Annotated in this window: 12 protein-coding genes; 5 read left to right on the plus strand and 7 right to left on the minus strand. The window is 39.7% G+C overall.

All coding sequences use genetic code 11. The annotated features are described in order from the left end of the window. The first annotated feature begins 110 nt into the window (after positions 1 to 110). Positions 111 to 1,550 (plus strand): cardiolipin synthase, encoded by a 1,440-nt coding sequence (cls, locus tag BSAG_RS10145; RefSeq protein ID WP_004314596.1) that lies wholly within the window; start codon positions 111 to 113, stop codon positions 1,548 to 1,550. A gap of 24 nt (positions 1,551 to 1,574) precedes the next feature. Here the strand turns inward: cls and BSAG_RS10140 are convergent, their stop codons facing one another. From BSAG_RS10140 to BSAG_RS10130, 3 genes are read right to left on the minus strand one after another with little or no spacing between them, the layout of a single operon-like run. Next, positions 1,575 to 2,108 carry an RsmD family RNA methyltransferase gene (locus BSAG_RS10140; RefSeq protein WP_004314595.1) on the minus strand — a complete coding sequence of 178 codons (534 nt, stop codon included), beginning with the start codon at positions 2,106 to 2,108 and terminating at the stop codon, positions 1,575 to 1,577. Further along, positions 2,099 to 2,869 carry a DUF3822 family protein gene (locus tag BSAG_RS10135; protein ID WP_004311006.1) on the minus strand — a complete coding sequence of 257 codons (771 nt, stop codon included), beginning with the start codon at positions 2,867 to 2,869 and terminating at the stop codon, positions 2,099 to 2,101. Before BSAG_RS10135 ends, BSAG_RS10140 begins: the two co-directional genes overlap by 10 nt. After that, complete coding sequence (locus tag BSAG_RS10130; RefSeq protein WP_004301363.1) at positions 2,869 to 3,555, minus strand: hypothetical protein; 687 nt, start codon at positions 3,553 to 3,555, stop codon at positions 2,869 to 2,871. Before BSAG_RS10130 ends, BSAG_RS10135 begins: the two co-directional genes overlap by 1 nt. Positions 3,556 to 3,650: 95 nt before the next feature. Here BSAG_RS10130 and BSAG_RS10125 point away from each other — a divergent pair, with 95 nt between their 5' ends. Continuing rightward, entirely contained in the window at positions 3,651 to 5,069 is a 1,419-nt protein-coding gene (locus BSAG_RS10125) for an ATP-dependent RecD-like DNA helicase (protein WP_004314594.1), read from the plus strand. A 97-nt stretch (positions 5,070 to 5,166) separates the two neighbouring features. Continuing rightward, on the plus strand, positions 5,167 to 6,309 hold the full coding sequence (locus tag BSAG_RS10120; protein WP_004314593.1) for an AAA family ATPase: 1,143 nt from the start codon (positions 5,167 to 5,169) through the stop codon (positions 6,307 to 6,309). 156 nt (positions 6,310 to 6,465) lie between these two features. Here the strand turns inward: BSAG_RS10120 and BSAG_RS10115 are convergent, their stop codons facing one another. The 4 genes from BSAG_RS10115 to BSAG_RS10100 are packed head-to-tail and all read right to left on the minus strand — an operon-like array spanning position 6,466 to position 11,753. Continuing rightward, on the minus strand, positions 6,466 to 7,959 hold the full coding sequence (locus BSAG_RS10115) for a BACON domain-containing protein (protein WP_004314592.1): 1,494 nt from the start codon (positions 7,957 to 7,959) through the stop codon (positions 6,466 to 6,468). A 37-nt stretch (positions 7,960 to 7,996) separates the two neighbouring features. Next, positions 7,997 to 9,424 carry a BT_3987 domain-containing protein gene (locus tag BSAG_RS10110; RefSeq protein ID WP_004314591.1) on the minus strand — a complete coding sequence of 476 codons (1,428 nt, stop codon included), beginning with the start codon at positions 9,422 to 9,424 and terminating at the stop codon, positions 7,997 to 7,999. Positions 9,425 to 9,466: 42 nt separating this feature from the next. Next, entirely contained in the window at positions 9,467 to 10,639 is a 1,173-nt protein-coding gene (locus BSAG_RS10105) for a DUF1735 and LamG domain-containing protein (protein WP_004314590.1), read from the minus strand. A gap of 10 nt (positions 10,640 to 10,649) precedes the next feature. After that, positions 10,650 to 11,753: a glycoside hydrolase family 18 gene (locus tag BSAG_RS10100; protein WP_004314589.1), complete on the minus strand. Its 1,104-nt coding sequence runs from the start codon at positions 11,751 to 11,753 to the stop codon at positions 10,650 to 10,652. 136 nt (positions 11,754 to 11,889) lie between these two features. On the opposite strand from BSAG_RS10100, the gene BSAG_RS10095 reads away from it, so the two are divergent. Both BSAG_RS10095 and mutS read left to right on the plus strand, forming a co-directional pair. Next, positions 11,890 to 13,053, plus strand: coding sequence for an IS4 family transposase (locus tag BSAG_RS10095; protein ID WP_004313273.1), 1,164 nt, complete (start codon positions 11,890 to 11,892; stop codon positions 13,051 to 13,053). A 620-nt stretch (positions 13,054 to 13,673) separates the two neighbouring features. Further along, on the plus strand, positions 13,674 to 16,262 hold the full coding sequence (gene mutS / locus BSAG_RS10085) for a DNA mismatch repair protein MutS (protein WP_032811180.1): 2,589 nt from the start codon (positions 13,674 to 13,676) through the stop codon (positions 16,260 to 16,262). The last annotated feature ends 107 nt before the right edge of the window (positions 16,263 to 16,369 follow it).

Here is a 16,369-nt window from a genome sequence, read left to right on the forward strand (position 1 = left end):
AAAACAGGAAGTCCCGGCACAACGATTCAATGTTGTTGCCGGGACTTCTTTGTTAATCCGAGAATTTACTCTATATTTGTTGTTTAGTATCCGTATGAAAGGAGATTCCTATGATTGATTGGAACTATATGCTTAGCCAGATAGCAACAGTGGCTTTTGATATTCTTTATTTTGGAGCCATTATCGGTACGATTGTCATCATCATTCTTGACAACCGGAATCCGGTTAAAACCATGGCATGGATACTCATATTACTTTTCCTTCCTATTGTCGGACTTGTCTTTTATTTTTTCTTTGGGCGGAGTCAACGTCGCGAACGTATCATTGGGCAAAAAAGCTACGACCGCTTATTGAAGAAACCAATGGCCGAATATCTCGCACAGGATTGTTCGGACGTTCCTTATGAATACTCCCGTCTTATTCAGCTTTTCCAGCAAACGAATCAAGCGTTTCCATTTGAGGGGAACCGTGTGGCAGTCTATACCGAAGGATATACCAAACTTCAATCATTGTTGCGTGAACTGCAAAAAGCGAAGCAGCATATCCACATGGAATATTACATCTTTGAAGATGACGCTATCGGGCGTATGGTCAGGGATGTGCTGATAGAAAAAGCTTCTCACGGGGTTGAAGTACGGGTTATCTATGATGATGTAGGTTGCTGGCATGTGCCTAACCGTTTTTTTGAAGAAATGCGCAATGCCGGTATTGAAGTCAGGAGCTTTTTGAAAGTACGTTTTCCCTTATTTACCAGTAGGGTGAATTACCGCAACCATAGAAAGATTGTCGTTATTGACGGACGCGTGGGCTTCGTTGGGGGAATGAACCTGGCAGAACGTTATATGCGTGGCTTTTCTTGGGGGATTTGGCGAGATACGCATATCATGTTGGAAGGCAAGGCAGTGCATGGTTTACAAACGGCTTTTTTGCTTGATTGGTATTTTGTAGACCGTACGTTGATAACCGCTTCCCGTTATTTTCCGAAGATTGACTCTTGCGGAAGTTCTTTAGTGCAAATTGTCACGAGTGAGCCTATCGGGCCATGGAAAGAAATCATGCAGGGATTGACTGTTGCCATTACCGGTGCAAAAAAATATTTCTATATGCAAACACCTTATTTTTTGCCTACAGAACCAATATTAGCAGCTATGCAAACAGCAGCATTGTCTGGGGTGGATATACGCTTGATGTTACCGGAACGTGCAGATAACTGGATAACTCATCTTGGATCGCGTTCTTATTTGGCAGATGTGATGCAGGCAGGTGTTAAGGTCTATTTTTATAAGAAAGGTTTTCTACATTCTAAGCTGATGGTTTCAGATGATATGCTTTCCACTGTAGGCTCTACCAATGTTGACTTCCGTAGCTTTGAGCATAACTTTGAGGTGAATGCTTTTATGTATGACGTAGAAACTGCCCTTGAAATGAAAGAAATATTTCTTCAGGACCAGCGCGAAAGTACACAGATCTTTTTGAAGAATTGGGGCAGACGTTCGTGGAGACAAAAAGCTGCGGAGTCTATCGTGCGTTTATTGGCTCCGCTACTTTAATAAGGATGAAATTGTATTTGGATCTTATCTGAATAGTGAGAAGTTCACACTTCCATACACCCTTCTCTCAAGGAAATGTGGATTTTCTTCGAAATTATTATCTTTTCCATGCTCCAGTACCAATAATCCTCCTTCTTTGAGAAGATTATTCTGAAAGATTAATTCGGGTATTGTTTCCAACTCTTTTAAAGCGTAGGGAGGATCGGCAAAGATGAAGTCGAACTGTTCGCGGCCATTTTTGATAAACTTGAATACATCTCCGCGTATCGGCAGACATTTGTCTGTCTGCACCTCTTTCATAATTTTGCAGATGAATGAGTGATGTGCAGGATCTTTCTCAATGCTGATAACACGGTCGCATCCGCGGGATACCAATTCGATACTGATGCTTCCCGTTCCGGCAAACAAATCAAGAGCTGTTATTCCTTCTTCAAAATCGATATAGTTATTGAGTACATTAAACAGATTTTCTTTGGCGAAATCTGTCGTAGGGCGTGCTTTAAATGTCCGAGGCACGTCAAATCTTCTTCGTTTGTAAATACCGCTGATTACTCGCATGTTAATAAGGCTTGCATGTCAATATTAGTTGCAGGATTCATGATGAATACCTGTAGGATAAACTTTTTCAATTCACTCATTAAAACGTCTTTCTCCGGAAGTATTCCGGTTAGGTGTAACTCATCCCGTTCCTGATTAAACTCCAGTTGTTTCCAGGCGTACAATAAATAGTAAATACGGTCTTCTGTGTGCGTACATTCAAAGGAATTAGCCAGAAGCAGATGTCCTCGTTCAAAACAATAGATGTCAATGCCGTCTTTGCGTATAGAAGCATACATCTTCTTACTGTTTCCCAATCTGCTTTTTACAGAAAAATAATCGATGAATGGAGTAGATTGAGAATAGAAACGAGCTTCGGGATATTGTTCATTCAAAAAGGTCTGTGCGCTTTTGTCTATGCCGAAGATGACAGCTACATTATTCTTTCTTAGAATATTATAGAGCACCGTTTCGTTTTCTTTTTTCTGATGATTATGATAAAACAGAAGTTCCGCCTGTTCCTCTTCAAACAATTCTAATGGCGCAATCGTAAAACGCTTGCCTGCCATCATAATGTTTACTCGTTTGTAAGGATGATTGAGGAAATCCGATTCGTGAAAGAGTGTTTTTAGATTTGCTGTAAGGGATGAAGACGCATTTATCTCTTTCTCTATTATTGAAAGCGAATCGTCATGAATCGGGTTATAGATAGAAAAAGAAAATCCATCCGTACTAAGACGGATGGATAAAGTATATTGTTTTGATTTAGTAAAATCAATCATTATTCCCAGTTACCAGCACCATTGTTTGGAGTATCGATAGAACCTACCATCAAGCCGCTATATTTGCCTAGTTTAGAATCCAGGTCTTTTAGGTTGATGATTTCTTGTTTGTCAAGTCCGCTCAAATAAGTTTCGTATGGAGCTTTCACTTCGAACAAATATACCGGAGCACCAGACTTGGCAGTGTCATTTTTCACGTTCATTTCGAATTGAGCACCATTTCCGTGAGGAATATATTTCATAGAGTCGGCATTGAATCCTTTGGGATAGATAGTATCCAATACAGCTACCCACATAGTGTCACGTTTGAAGTTTTCAAGTCCCCATTTCTTAACTTCATCGTATCTGCCGGTTTTCTTTGCTTTTTCGATGATAGCCATGGCTTTCTTTTCAGTCAGTCCATCTTCCAATTGCTTGTCAGTTAACATTCCCATCTTCATAACGAACGGCAATTTTTGATTTTTAACGAAATCAATCAGTGTGTCTAATTTGGGTGCATACATTCCGCGGTGCAGCGAACGGTATTCCTGCTGTGCCTTACGGATGTCGATCAAACGGGCAATGACTGCTTTTTCTCTTTCTTTTTTTGCGTTTTCAAAATTGATAGGACCCATAATGCTGGTGTAACAGATGTAAATCAGTGCAGCAGCACAAAGCACCAATACAATATTAAATACTGTTTTCATGATAAATTATGTTTTTAGTTGTTATATTCGCATCGCAAAAATAGAATAAATAAATTTAAATACGATAGTTCCTCGAACTTTTTTCTCGTACAAAAATGATAAATAACTATTTAGAAAGGCAAATTAAGGAAAATTTTCCTTATCAGCCAACTTTAGAGCAGGAAATTGCTGTAAAATCTCTTTCAGAGTTTCTGCTGTCCACACTGGCAGATGAAGTCTTTATCTTAAGAGGCTATGCTGGTACTGGTAAAACATCGTTGGTAGGGGCATTGGTGAAAACGATGGATCAGCTGCTGCAGAAATCTGTATTGTTGGCTCCTACAGGACGTGCGGCAAAAGTTTTTTCAGCGTATGCAGGACATCCGGCTTTTACTATTCATAAAAAAATATATAGACAACAATCTTTTTCTAATGAGCTTAGTAATTTTTCGATCAATGATAATTTAGCTACCAATACATTGTTTATTGTCGACGAGGCTTCCATGATTTCAAACGAAGGACTGTCGGGCAGTATGTTTGGAACAGGACGTTTATTGGATGATTTGGTGCAATTTGTGTATTCGGGACAAGGTTGCCGACTTTTGTTGATGGGAGATACAGCACAGCTTCCCCCGGTAGGTGAGGAGTTGAGTCCTGCGCTTTTTGCTGATGCATTGAAAGGTTATGGACTTGAAGTACGTGAGATTGATCTTACCCAAGTGGTTCGCCAGGTGCAAGAATCCGGAATATTGTGGAATGCCACGCAGTTGAGGCAACTGATAGCGGAGGATGATTGTTATTCTTTACCTAAGATAAAAATAACAGGTTTTCCTGATATTAAACTGGTACCCGGAATTGAACTGATAGAAGAACTGACTAATTGTTACGATCATGATGGTATGGATGAAACGATTGTTGTCTGTCGATCTAATAAACGTGCGAACTTATATAATAATGGAATACGTGCACAAATTCTTTGGCGTGAAGATGAATTGAACACAGGAGATATGTTGATGATAGCCAAAAATAATTACTATTGGACAGAGAAATATAAGGAGATGGATTTTATCGCTAATGGAGAAATTGCAGTTGTCCGACGTGTTCGTCGAACTCGTGAAATATACGGTTTTCGTTTTGCCGAAGTTACTCTCCGCTTTCCTGACCAGAATGATTTTGAATTGGATGCGAATCTATTATTGGATACTTTGCATTCGGACTCACCCGCATTGCCGAAAGAAGACAATGACCGATTGTTCTATACGGTACTTGAGGATTATATAGATATTCCAAACAAAAGAGACCGGATGAAAAAGATGAAAGCCGATCCGCATTACAATGCTTTGCAGGTGAAATATGCATATGCAATAACCTGTCATAAAGCGCAAGGCGGACAGTGGCAGAATGTATTTTTAGATCAGGGGTATATGACGGATGAGTATTTGACTCCGGATTATTTCCGGTGGTTGTATACAGCTTTTACTCGGGCGACGAAGACATTGTATTTGGTGAATTATCCGAAAGAGCAGGTGGAATAGATGGTTGGAATATAAAGTATGAAATCAGTAAGTTTGAAATCAATTGATTTCATATTTGTTGATTTCATACTTTATTCCTATTTTTGCATCAAAACAGATGAATATGGAAACTCCTTTCTTATATGGGCGAATAGCTGAAAACGAGAATTTTACGAATCGTAGGAATGAAACAGAGTTCTTAAAGAAAAACTTTAAAGGGCTGATAAATACTGTTATTATATCTCCTCGCCGTTGGGGAAAGACGTCTTTGGTGCATAAAGTCGCTAAATTGATATCTGAGGAAGAAAAGAATGTCATCATTTGTCAGGTTGATATTTTTAATTGTCGTACAGAAGAAGAGTTTTATACTGTTTTTGCAAATTCTTTATTAAAATCTACCACTACTGTTTGGGAAGAATTTGTCGGTGGGGTAAAGAAATACTTGGGACGACTGGCTCCTATAGTTTCTATATCTGATGCAACTCAAACTTATGAACTTTCGTTTGGTATTGATTTTAAGGACAGTCGTTTGTCTTATGATGAAATTTTGGATTTGCCTCAGGTGATTGCTAATGATACGAAAAAAAGGATTGTTGTTTGTATTGACGAGTTTCAAAATATCAATGAGTATGAAGAGCCATTGGCTTTTCAACGTAAACTGCGTTCCCATTGGCAAAAGCATACTTCAGTTTGTTATTGTTTGTATGGTAGTAAGCGGCATATGTTGCTGAATATATTTAATAACTATGGTATGCCATTTTATAAATTTGGTGATATTCTTTTTCTTTCAAAGATAGAACATGCGGAGTGGGTTACTTTTATTTCTGAACGTTTCGCTGATACGGGAAAACAGATCTCAACAGAATTGGCAGGACTTATTGCCGATAAGATGAAAAATCATCCTTACTATACTCAACAATTAAGTCAACAAGTTTGGTTTCGTACGCCGGATAATGGTTGTACGAAAGAAATTGTTGAAGAGGCTTTTAATAGCTTGATTGCTCAATTGAGTCTGTTATTTGCTAATGTTGTTGATTCATTGACACCCAAACAAATTAATTTTTTGCTTGCAGTAGCCGACAGCGTTTCTAATTTTTCATCAAAAGAAGTATTGACTAAATATAAATTGGGTACATCTGCCAATATTAAAAATTTGCGTAAGGCAACATTGGAAAAGGATTTAATTGATGTATTGTCTGGAAATATCATTGAAATTCAAGATCCTGCATTTGAATACTGGTTGAAATATGTGTATAGATAGTAAGATTTATTATCACGTCAATTAAAAAATGAAAACCGCAATATTAATGTCTGCTTACTTTAATATTGCGGTTTTTCCTTATATTCATAAGGATTGGCATGGATGTCTTTATTGGCAGCCTTTATGATTTATACCTATTGAAAACTGTTCGTTAAATCATTTACGTTCAATTTTGTATTTGGTAGCAAGTTCCAAGTTTGGGATAGTTTGGTCAGGCTTTAGGTAAAGAGTCTCTACATATTCTCCATTAAATTTGAAAGTATGCAATACCGGACATTGAGTCAGGTCAATACGTTCGACATAATCGCTACCTGGACGTTGTACTTTCATGTTGATTGCTTGGAGGTTGTCACTGATAAACACTAAATCTTCACAACCGGAACCGAAATATCTGGCGGATAATAAATCAAATGAAGTGATCGGATTATCTCCAAAATTGAATTCTTTTATATAAATAGTGGCAGTATTTGTAATTGTCAGTGACGTTACTTTATGCAACTTGGATATGTCTACTTTTTCTAAATCACTGCTACCTTTTATCTGTATGGTAGTCAGGTTGGGGAAATATTCCAATCCGTTGAGGTCATTTACCGTTTTTGTACAGGCAAATTCGGTTGCCTTCATTCCGTCTTCTGTAATGATGTATTCATTGCCGGCTAATCTCACCAGCCATCCGTTTGTTTCGGCATATTCTGCGATAACCCAGTTTGAAATAGATGCAACTGGTGTATTCGGATCTGCTTGGATGATACTGATTTCTGCATTTTTCAAACTGTTTTCCACACGGACAGAACCGACTCTTGCATTTGAAGCAGCCAAAAGTTTGTAGGATAATGTGCTGGTTGTTATACCTCTGTCATCTGTTTGCTGCTTGGAAATCGTTTGATTGGTAATCCATTCTGCGCCGCTTACAACTGAAGGCGTATACTCAAGATTGCTTTCTACCGTGAAGGAAATAGTTTGTTCCGATAAATCATATTTCTGCGATGTCTCTGACGGGGTGATTGTAAAGTAAGGTACACAGGCTTGTGTGATATTTACTACTATCGGTTCGTCAAGAAGCGGACTTTCCAAAGTAACGTCGGCTGAACGAATTTTGTATGTTTCGTTTTCGGCAACGGAGAACAATAGTGTTGTTTTACCGATAAATTCGCTTTGTTTTTCTAATGTCAGCCACTCCTTGCTGTCATCGCTGTAAGTAATGGTAAGATCGGAAACATTACTTTCAAACTTGATAGACACATCACTTTTCTTTCGGGGCAAATCGATTTTTTGTTCGGTTAGTAAGTCTACAGCATATACTGGGGAACATTCCACTTGTAGGGGGACTACTGTAGAACCAACGAAGAATTTGAAAGTTGCAGTGCGGATTTCATCCAACGAGTTGGGATCAATGGTGAATGTAACTTCGTCTCCACTTTTTCCTGATGTAGCTGATGGGTGTGCCCAGTCGTATGTGCCTGCTAATCTCCAGTCGTCCGAACTTGTGACGGTTACGGCAACTTCGCCTCCTAAACCGTTTATTTTTATTTCATTTGTTGATAATGAAAGCGAGTCATTCATTTCATTTACCGGTTCGTCGCTATCAGAGCAACCCCACAGAAAGAGGGTTGCTGACAATACTATCGATATTCTTTTTAATAGATTCATTTTATGTATTTTATTTAAGCGTTAAAAGAGTAATATATTAGCGTGCCGTACGAACAGTACTGTTTTTGGGATAATAATAACTTGGACGTATAAGGCTCTCATCATACAATCCTAAGCAAACATTTTCGCAATATTTTAGCTGGTCTTTTTTCTCTTCGTCCGAAATGTATTTAGGAGGAGTGGGAGAGAAAAACATATAGTAACCATATCCTTTATTCTTTTTGGAACGTGCAGTGCTGGTACTTGTATCTCCTCTATCCCGAAAGAGCTCAATAGACATACCTGCACATTGTTTCAATGTCATGCCTATGCCCGGATCTTCTGATCTTCCATAATCTGCTACGGAATAGTCGCAATATTGTCCGGGTTCTACTCCATCGATAATTTTTAGTTCATCGGCATATAAACTTCCCAAACTATATAATGATACAATCTTTTCCGGCATAGCTTTCTTACATTCATACATTAAGCGGGAACCAGCTTCTACAGACTGTTCCGCCAGCCAAGGATTGGAAAGCACCGGATCATTCGAATATTCATCGTCAAAAGCTACACCGTCCAAGTTATATCCACGACAATAAGCGGCTATTTCACGGGCAAACTCTTTGGCTCCCATTTCAGAAAGTTGGGCTACGCCTGCTTGATCATGATTTCCCAGGATGCTGATGATAACCCTCATGCCAGCTTTGCGGAGTGGTTGGAGATACTCATCATTGTGGTCGAGTAGGAATTGTACATTATCGTTGTTAGATATATATACTCGTTGTTTTTTTGCATCCCAGTTTATATTGGCTGCAAAAAGAACTACGTCATCAAAGAAATATTTGCCACTGGCTGTTTTGAATTCTAATGCATTAAGAGGATTTGCATCATTCACTTCAAAGTAAATTACAGTTTTTACAGCATCTTCTCCTTTGTCATGATTGGCTTTATGACGACAATCCTGTACTAACAATACCATATGTTTGGACATTTCGGAAAATGAGATACTTTTGGTCGGTGAAGTTGCAGACAATGGGACGATGTACGTTTTATCTTCTTCCATGCCTTCAAAAGCAGTAAGTGTTACTTTCAGACCGGGAATTGTCGTGTCATCCGGTGCGAGCAGATAAGCACCGTTGTTGGTGATTGTTACATTTTCTGCAGGAAACATTTCGAAATCCGTATTGTGAATGGCATTGTAGGTGGTTACATAGGATTCGTCTACGGTAATCGTTACATCTACTCCCGTTTTCGGTTGTTTAGAAAGACGGAATACAATATCAGTTGATTGTTCGTCATTGCGCAGTTCCACTATTGAGTTATTCTTGTTAGTGGCTGCATCAAGCAACATGCCGTTGATTTGTGTGGCAGAAAGATAAGCGCTTTCATCTGCTGTAAATTCAAGTTCTTCATCACAGGATGTAAAAAGCCCTGCGGTAAATACTGCCAATGGCAAAAAAGCATATTTAATGTGGTTTATCATATTCATATTCTGTTAAAAGATTATTTGTAAAGAGGTAACAGGTTATTTTTCGGGTAAGGTAACGAATTCCCATTTTGGAAGATTCTCGATGGTCAAGTTATACCCGCTTGCGCTGTGGTCTTTCACTGTTTGTCCTTCGCCTTCATCAAATTTCCAGTATGCTATCAAGCCTTCCGAGGCAGGATCTGCTGTATAGAAATGATTGACAGCTTGAATTTCTTCGGCTGTAAGAGCACGGTTCCAAATACGCACTTCGGCTACTGAACCGTTGAAGAAACGTTGTTCATTGTAAGAATATCCAATCCAGAAACAGCGTGCTTGTCCACCGCTTTCGTCCGAATGTTTGGTTCCTAAGCTGACTGTCTTCAATCTTGAGAAATTTTTTGAGGCTTTTTCTATTCCGTCAATATATATCTTTGCCTCTCCTTCCTTGAAGGTGACAGCCACGTGATACCATTTGTTGCCGTCAAACTGTAGGTCGGAATTGGTAAGATTGCCGTTAGAGGTAGCGAGTTGAAGCTGGTTGGAAGGTACGCCTGCATCGCCGATACGAAGTAGATACTTGCCTTCGATACCCATCAGTGTGCTTATCTCATTTTTGAGCTGAGAGGCTTTAAAGAGTAGCTCCAGTGTATTTTCTTTCATATTATTGAATCTTGCATCATTGTTGAAGTCCGGATAGGCACGATTTTCGTTTAGGTTGCACACTACGTTGATAAGTGAGGCTCCATGAAACACATAGTAATAATTCTTAGCGCTTTGCAGTACTTCGATTCCTTCGGCAGACTGGATGGTGACAGGCAATACATAAGTAAGGTCTGCGTCCAGTTCTCCTGTATTGATAAATTGAATAGGTAGTATGTTGCTGGAAACAGCACCGGCTTTAATGGTCACTTTGTTCTCTTCCATTACATAATGTGTTTCGGGAAGTAGTATGGCTGCGTCGTCGTAATATGCACTCCGGTAGGTATCCAGTAATTCCGGTGCCGGTGCCATTGTTACTTTGATATCATGTGCTTCCGGTTTGGCTATTTCCACCGAAAGTCCTTTTACTATATTGGTGTCTCCTGCCTTGAACAGGATTTCCTGAGTGAAGGCTGTTGTGGAAAGGAAAAGTTTATTGTCGTAATGCTGTTCGTCTTCATTACTCTGACATCCGGTCAAGGTGATGGAGAAAGCGATGAACATCATCATTATTAATTTATTCAGTTTCATAACTTGTTTTTTATTTAGCGGTTGGACTAAGGATATTAATTGCTTCTCTGACGTTGGGGTATATTTTTGCGGGATTGAAATAATCCTGCTCTACTCCATCCACAGAGATTCCGGCTTTTATATAATCGGGTACTTCTTGCAGCGTCCATTCGGCAGCGGCAACGATGGCAGATCTCCCATCCACCACACCATATTGGTCACCCATGTTGCTGAGATATGGAGTGGTTACTCCTATAATAAAGCGGTCGGTCGGTACGCCTTTGGCGGATGCCATCAGTACGAGATAAGACATTTCGTAGAAATTTTTGGCACTGTGGGCGTTGACAATGATATACTTGCTTTCTACCAATATCTCTTTACCGATGACGTTCTGCGGACTTCCTTTGAAGACAATCTCTTTTCCTGCATGGGCGGCTTTCCATTCTGTCAATAAGTTGAAGAATGCGCCTTGGCGTGCTGTTTCGGCAGCTGTCTTTTCTTCATCCTGTAACAGGGAGTTGAGGTCGAAGCCGGTGAAGTTAATCACTATACCGTCTGTTCCCAGTGCATTGATGGCATCCAATTGCCGGGCTGTTTCTTCTTTACAGTATTCGATGAAACGCCGTGCGTTGACAATAGCCGGATCTTCATCTGGTGTTTCATTTTCGCTCTCTAGTTCGTTTTCCTTCTCTGAAGTTTCTGTGTTGGAGGCATCTTCCGCCTCTTTTTCAAGAATGGCTTGCCATGCACTTTCAATGGCGTCAAAGTTGATCAGCCCTAATACTTTTGTTCCTTTTTTGCGGACTTCATCCATTTCGGTGATATGCATCTCGTTCACGTCGAAGATGTTGTTTAGGCAGATATAATCTATACTGTCAGGCAGTGCCGTGAGATGTTGGCTCTGATTAGCAGGAGCAGTGCTAAGATTATTCATGGAAACAATGACAATAGCATGCTCACTAGACTTGAAGTCGTTGAGTGACTTCAAGTATTGGGTATATAGTGCTGGATTCTGCTCTTGGATGGAAGGGTAACGAAGAGTGATACTTTCCGGTTCAGTCCAATCCGAACAGGCAGCCAGCATCATCAGGCATGCGATGAGTGCAGGAAGAGTATGTTTGAATATCTTTTTCATATAACTACGGTCATTACTGTCCCGTAAAAGTGGATAAATAGTTCTTTGAAATAATTGAAATATAGTCTATTAGATACTACTTTTTAGGCGCGACGATTTGAAATCATACCTTTGAGTTCAATTAAGGTGACCTCAAATGAACCAAGATAAATATGTTTTCGCTCAGTTAGTAGAATTCTTGAACAATGATAAGTTCAGAAGACTTGTAGACAAGTATGATGGCAATCGTTATGTGAAACATTTCACTTGCTGGAGTCAGTTACTTGCAATGATGTTCGGTCAACTCAGTAATCGTGAAAGTCTTCGTGACTTGATTGTAGCTTTGGAAGCACATCAAGGAAAGCGTTATCATTTGGGATTGGGTCGTGAGCCCATTGCCAAAACTACGCTTGCATCTGCCAATCAGAATCGGGATTACAGAATCTTCGAAGATTTTGCTTTCTATATGATGAAGGAAGCATGTGAAAAACGATCGACTCACATCTTGGATATTCCAGGAAGGAAGTATGCGTTTGATTCCACTACGATTCCTTTATGTTTGGCTACATTCCCTTGGGCGAAGTTCCGTAAGAAAAAAGGTGGAGTTAAGGCTCATGTCCTTTATGACATAGAAGCACAACTTCCAGCCTTTTATACAGTAACTACAGCATCCAGGCATGATTCAACAGAAATGTCCGCAATTAATTATGAGCCAAATGCTTATTATATATTTGATAGAGCGTATGACTCGTTTAAAGAACTTTATCGGATTCATCTTACAGGTTCTTTCTTTGTAGTCAGAGCGAAGTCTAATCTGAAATGCAAGTTCTGTAAATGGAAGCGTAGAATGCCGAAGAATATCCTTTCAGATGCGGAAGTGAAACTGATAGGGTACACTTCTGAAAAGAAGTATCCTGAATCATTCAGAGTCATCCGTTTCTATGATAAAGAGGATGATCGTGAATTCACATTCCTGACGAATGCCAAACACATATCTGCACTTGATATTGCCAATCTTTATAAGAAAAGATGGTTCGTGGAACTTTTCTTCAAATGGCTGAAACAACACCTTAAGATAAAAAGGTTCTGGGGTACTACCGAGAATGCGGTTCGAATACAGATTAGTGTTGCTATCATCACCTATTGTTTAGTAGCTATTGTACAATATGATATGCAACTGAATCGTTCAACTTATGAGGTCTTGCAGATTCTTAGCATCTCATTAACAGATAAAACGCCTTTACAAGAGCTGTTTAATAAGACTAATTTCAATGATGTCAAAGAACAATTTAATCCCCTTATTCCGGGATTATTTGATTAATTAATAACTCGTCCCGATTTTAACGGGACACTAGTGACTGTATTTTTTAATTTAATAATTAAGTATTATGAAAAACTAAATACAGTATTAAAACAGGTTATCTATTACTGGCTATTGGAAGCTACTGTTTAGTTTAGTTCATTAGAGCACCGGAATGAATCTATTTTTAAAGGTGGGGCTGCTCTGAACCGAATCTCTAGGATTTCAGGTTGGCCAAAAGAATCTGATGATTGAAAAAGAGAGAGTTCTGCTGGTTTATATCAAATAGGGACGAAGCGTATAGGCATAAAAAAAGGAGCAACGCCTTGCTCCAACCTTTGTTAACCTTAAATCTAATACTATGAAAAACACATTGCAAAGATACGGACTCTTGGGAAATTAGCAAATTATCCAAGAAAAATAGCATGTTTTATAACACGTTTTAATAGTTTTTCCCTACTTGTTAAGAAATCAGTCCTCCTTATTTCAAGGTATGTAACATTAATTTTGAAAATTGAATCGGAGCATACCGTTGATTCTCTGCCGAAAAACCGTTATCTTTGCAAGGATAATCACATTATGCACTCAATAAAGAAGAAAAGGAGACACCCGTGAACGAAGAAGAGATCGTCCTCACCCCGATGATGAAACAGTTTCTGGATTTGAAGGCAAAACATCCGGATGCAGTGATGCTGTTTCGTTGCGGTGACTTTTATGAAACATATTCTACGGATGCCATCGTTGCAGCCGAAATTTTAGGGATCACACTGACAAAACGTGCCAATGGGAAAGGAAAAACTATTGAGATGGCAGGTTTTCCTCATCATGCCCTTGATACCTATCTTCCGAAACTGGTTCGCGCTGGAAAACGTGTCGCTATCTGCGACCAGCTCGAAGACCCCAAAATGACGAAGAAGCTGGTGAAGCGTGGTATTACCGAATTGGTTACTCCCGGTGTTTCTATCAATGATAATGTTCTGAACTATAAAGAGAATAACTTCCTGGCTGCCGTTCATTTCGGAAAGGCTTCCTGTGGAGTTGCTTTTCTCGATATTTCTACCGGTGAATTCCTTACCGCAGAAGGACCTTTTGATTATATAGATAAGCTGTTGAATAACTTTGCCCCTAAAGAGATTCTTTTTGAACGTGGCAAACGCCTGATGTTTGAAGGTAATTTCGGTAACAAGTTCTTCACATTCGAGCTGGACGACTGGGTATTTACAGAAACGACTGCCCGTGAGAAACTGCTGAAACACTTTGAAACGAAGAATCTGAAAGGTTTCGGAGTGGAGCACTTGAAAAACGGTATCATTGCTTCCGGTGCTATCCTGCAGTATTTGACGATGACGCAGCATACGCAGATTGGTCACATCACTTCATTGGCACGTATTGAAGAAGATAAATACGTCCGTCTGGATAAGTTCACGGTGCGTAGCCTTGAGTTGATTGGTAATATGAATGATGGCGGAAGTAGCCTGCTCAATGTGATCGACAGAACGATCAGCCCAATGGGAGCTCGTCTGTTGAAACGCTGGATGGTTTTTCCCTTAAAGGATGAGAAACCGATCAATGAACGCTTGAATGTAGTGGAATATTTCTTCCGCCAACCTGATTTTAAGGAACTGATTGAAGAACAGTTGCATTTAATAGGAGATTTGGAACGTATTATTTCCAAAGTGGCTGTAGGACGTGTGTCGCCTCGTGAAGTCGTTCAGTTGAAAGTTGCCTTGCAAGCAATTGAGCCGATAAAACAGGCATGTATGGAAGCTGATAATGCGAGCTTGAATCGCATTGGCGAACAGTTGAATCTTTGTATTTCTATTCGTGACCGGATTGCCAAAGAGATTAAAAATGATCCTCCTTTACTGATAAATAAAGGTGGAGTGATTCAGGACGGTGTGAACGCAGACTTGGATGAATTGCGGCAAATCTCCTATTCAGGAAAAGATTATCTGCTAAAGATACAACAGCGGGAGAGCGAAGAGACGGGTATTCCGAGCTTGAAAGTAGCTTATAATAATGTATTCGGTTATTATATCGAAGTCCGTAATGTGCATAAGGATAAGGTTCCACCCGAATGGATTCGCAAACAGACGTTGGTCAACGCAGAGCGTTATATCACGCAGGAACTGAAAGAATACGAAGAGAAGATTTTGGGAGCGGAGGATAAGATTCTGGTTCTGGAAACGCAGCTATATACAGACTTAGTACAGGCATTGATGGAATTTATTCCACAGATACAGATTAATGCGAATCAGATTGCACGTTTGGACTGTCTGTTGTCATTTGCCAATGTGGCTCGTGAGAATCGTTATATCCGTCCGATTATTGAAGATAATGACGTATTGGATATTCGTCAGGGACGTCACCCAGTAATAGAAAAACAACTTCCGATAGGTGAGAAGTATATTGCCAATGATGTAATGCTGGACAGCGATACACAGCAGATTATTATTATTACAGGTCCGAACATGGCCGGTAAGTCGGCACTCTTGCGTCAGACGGCGTTGATTACGCTATTGGCTCAAATCGGCTCGTTTGTTCCTGCGGAAAGTGCGCATATCGGTTTAGTTGATAAGATATTTACCCGTGTAGGAGCGAGCGATAATATATCAGTCGGTGAATCTACATTTATGGTAGAGATGAATGAAGCGGCTGATATCCTGAATAATGTTTCTTCCCGGAGTCTGGTATTATTTGACGAATTGGGTCGTGGTACTTCTACTTATGATGGTATTTCCATTGCCTGGGCAATTGTAGAGTATATCCATGAACATCCGAAAGCAAAAGCACGTACATTATTTGCTACGCATTATCATGAATTGAATGAGATGGAGAAATCTTTCAAGCGCATCAAGAATTATAATGTATCGGTGAAAGAAGTTGATAATAAAGTAATCTTCCTTCGTAAACTGGAACGTGGCGGTAGTGAACACTCTTTCGGTATTCATGTGGCAAAGATGGCCGGTATGCCGAAAAGCATTGTGAAACGTGCAAATGAGATATTGAAACAGCTTGAATCTGATAATCGCCAACAGGGCATAGCAGGTAAACCGTTGGCAGAAGTGAGCGAGAATCGTGGAGGTATGCAGTTAAGCTTCTTCCAGTTGGACGATCCGATTCTCTGTCAGATTCGTGATGAGATATTGAATCTTGATGTGAATAATCTTACTCCTATTGAAGCGCTGAATAAACTGAATGATATAAAGAAGATAGTCAGGGGGAAATAAGCTGAAAATGTATATAATGTCTTAGGATATGTTTTCGATTGTTGTCCTGACATTAGGGAAATGGCATTTGTTTTATTGATAAAAAAGAGGGATTAGTGATGTTTGAA

It is taken from the genome of Bacteroides sp. D1, from assembly GCF_000157095.2.
GTDB lineage: Bacteria > Bacteroidota > Bacteroidia > Bacteroidales > Bacteroidaceae > Bacteroides > Bacteroides xylanisolvens.

Coding starts and splice junctions, on each gene's coding strand:
- BSAG_RS10100 (WP_004314589.1), bottom strand. CDS start 11,753: ATGAAAAAGATATTCAAACATACTCTTCCTGCACTCATCGCATGCCTG.
- BSAG_RS10105 (WP_004314590.1), bottom strand. CDS start 10,639: ATGAAACTGAATAAATTAATAATGATGATGTTCATCGCTTTCTCCATC.
- BSAG_RS10110 (WP_004314591.1), bottom strand. CDS start 9,424: ATGATAAACCACATTAAATATGCTTTTTTGCCATTGGCAGTATTTACC.
- BSAG_RS10135 (WP_004311006.1), bottom strand. CDS start 2,869: ATGATTGATTTTACTAAATCAAAACAATATACTTTATCCATCCGTCTT.
- BSAG_RS10130 (WP_004301363.1), bottom strand. CDS start 3,555: ATGAAAACAGTATTTAATATTGTATTGGTGCTTTGTGCTGCTGCACTG.
- BSAG_RS10140 (WP_004314595.1), bottom strand. CDS start 2,108: ATGCGAGTAATCAGCGGTATTTACAAACGAAGAAGATTTGACGTGCCT.
- BSAG_RS10120 (WP_004314593.1), top strand. CDS start 5,167: ATGAATATGGAAACTCCTTTCTTATATGGGCGAATAGCTGAAAACGAG.
- BSAG_RS10115 (WP_004314592.1), bottom strand. CDS start 7,959: ATGAATCTATTAAAAAGAATATCGATAGTATTGTCAGCAACCCTCTTT.
- BSAG_RS10125 (WP_004314594.1), top strand. CDS start 3,651: ATGATAAATAACTATTTAGAAAGGCAAATTAAGGAAAATTTTCCTTAT.
- BSAG_RS10095 (WP_004313273.1), top strand. CDS start 11,890: ATGAACCAAGATAAATATGTTTTCGCTCAGTTAGTAGAATTCTTGAAC.
- cls (WP_004314596.1), top strand. CDS start 111: ATGATTGATTGGAACTATATGCTTAGCCAGATAGCAACAGTGGCTTTT.
- mutS (WP_032811180.1), top strand. CDS start 13,674: ATGATGAAACAGTTTCTGGATTTGAAGGCAAAACATCCGGATGCAGTG.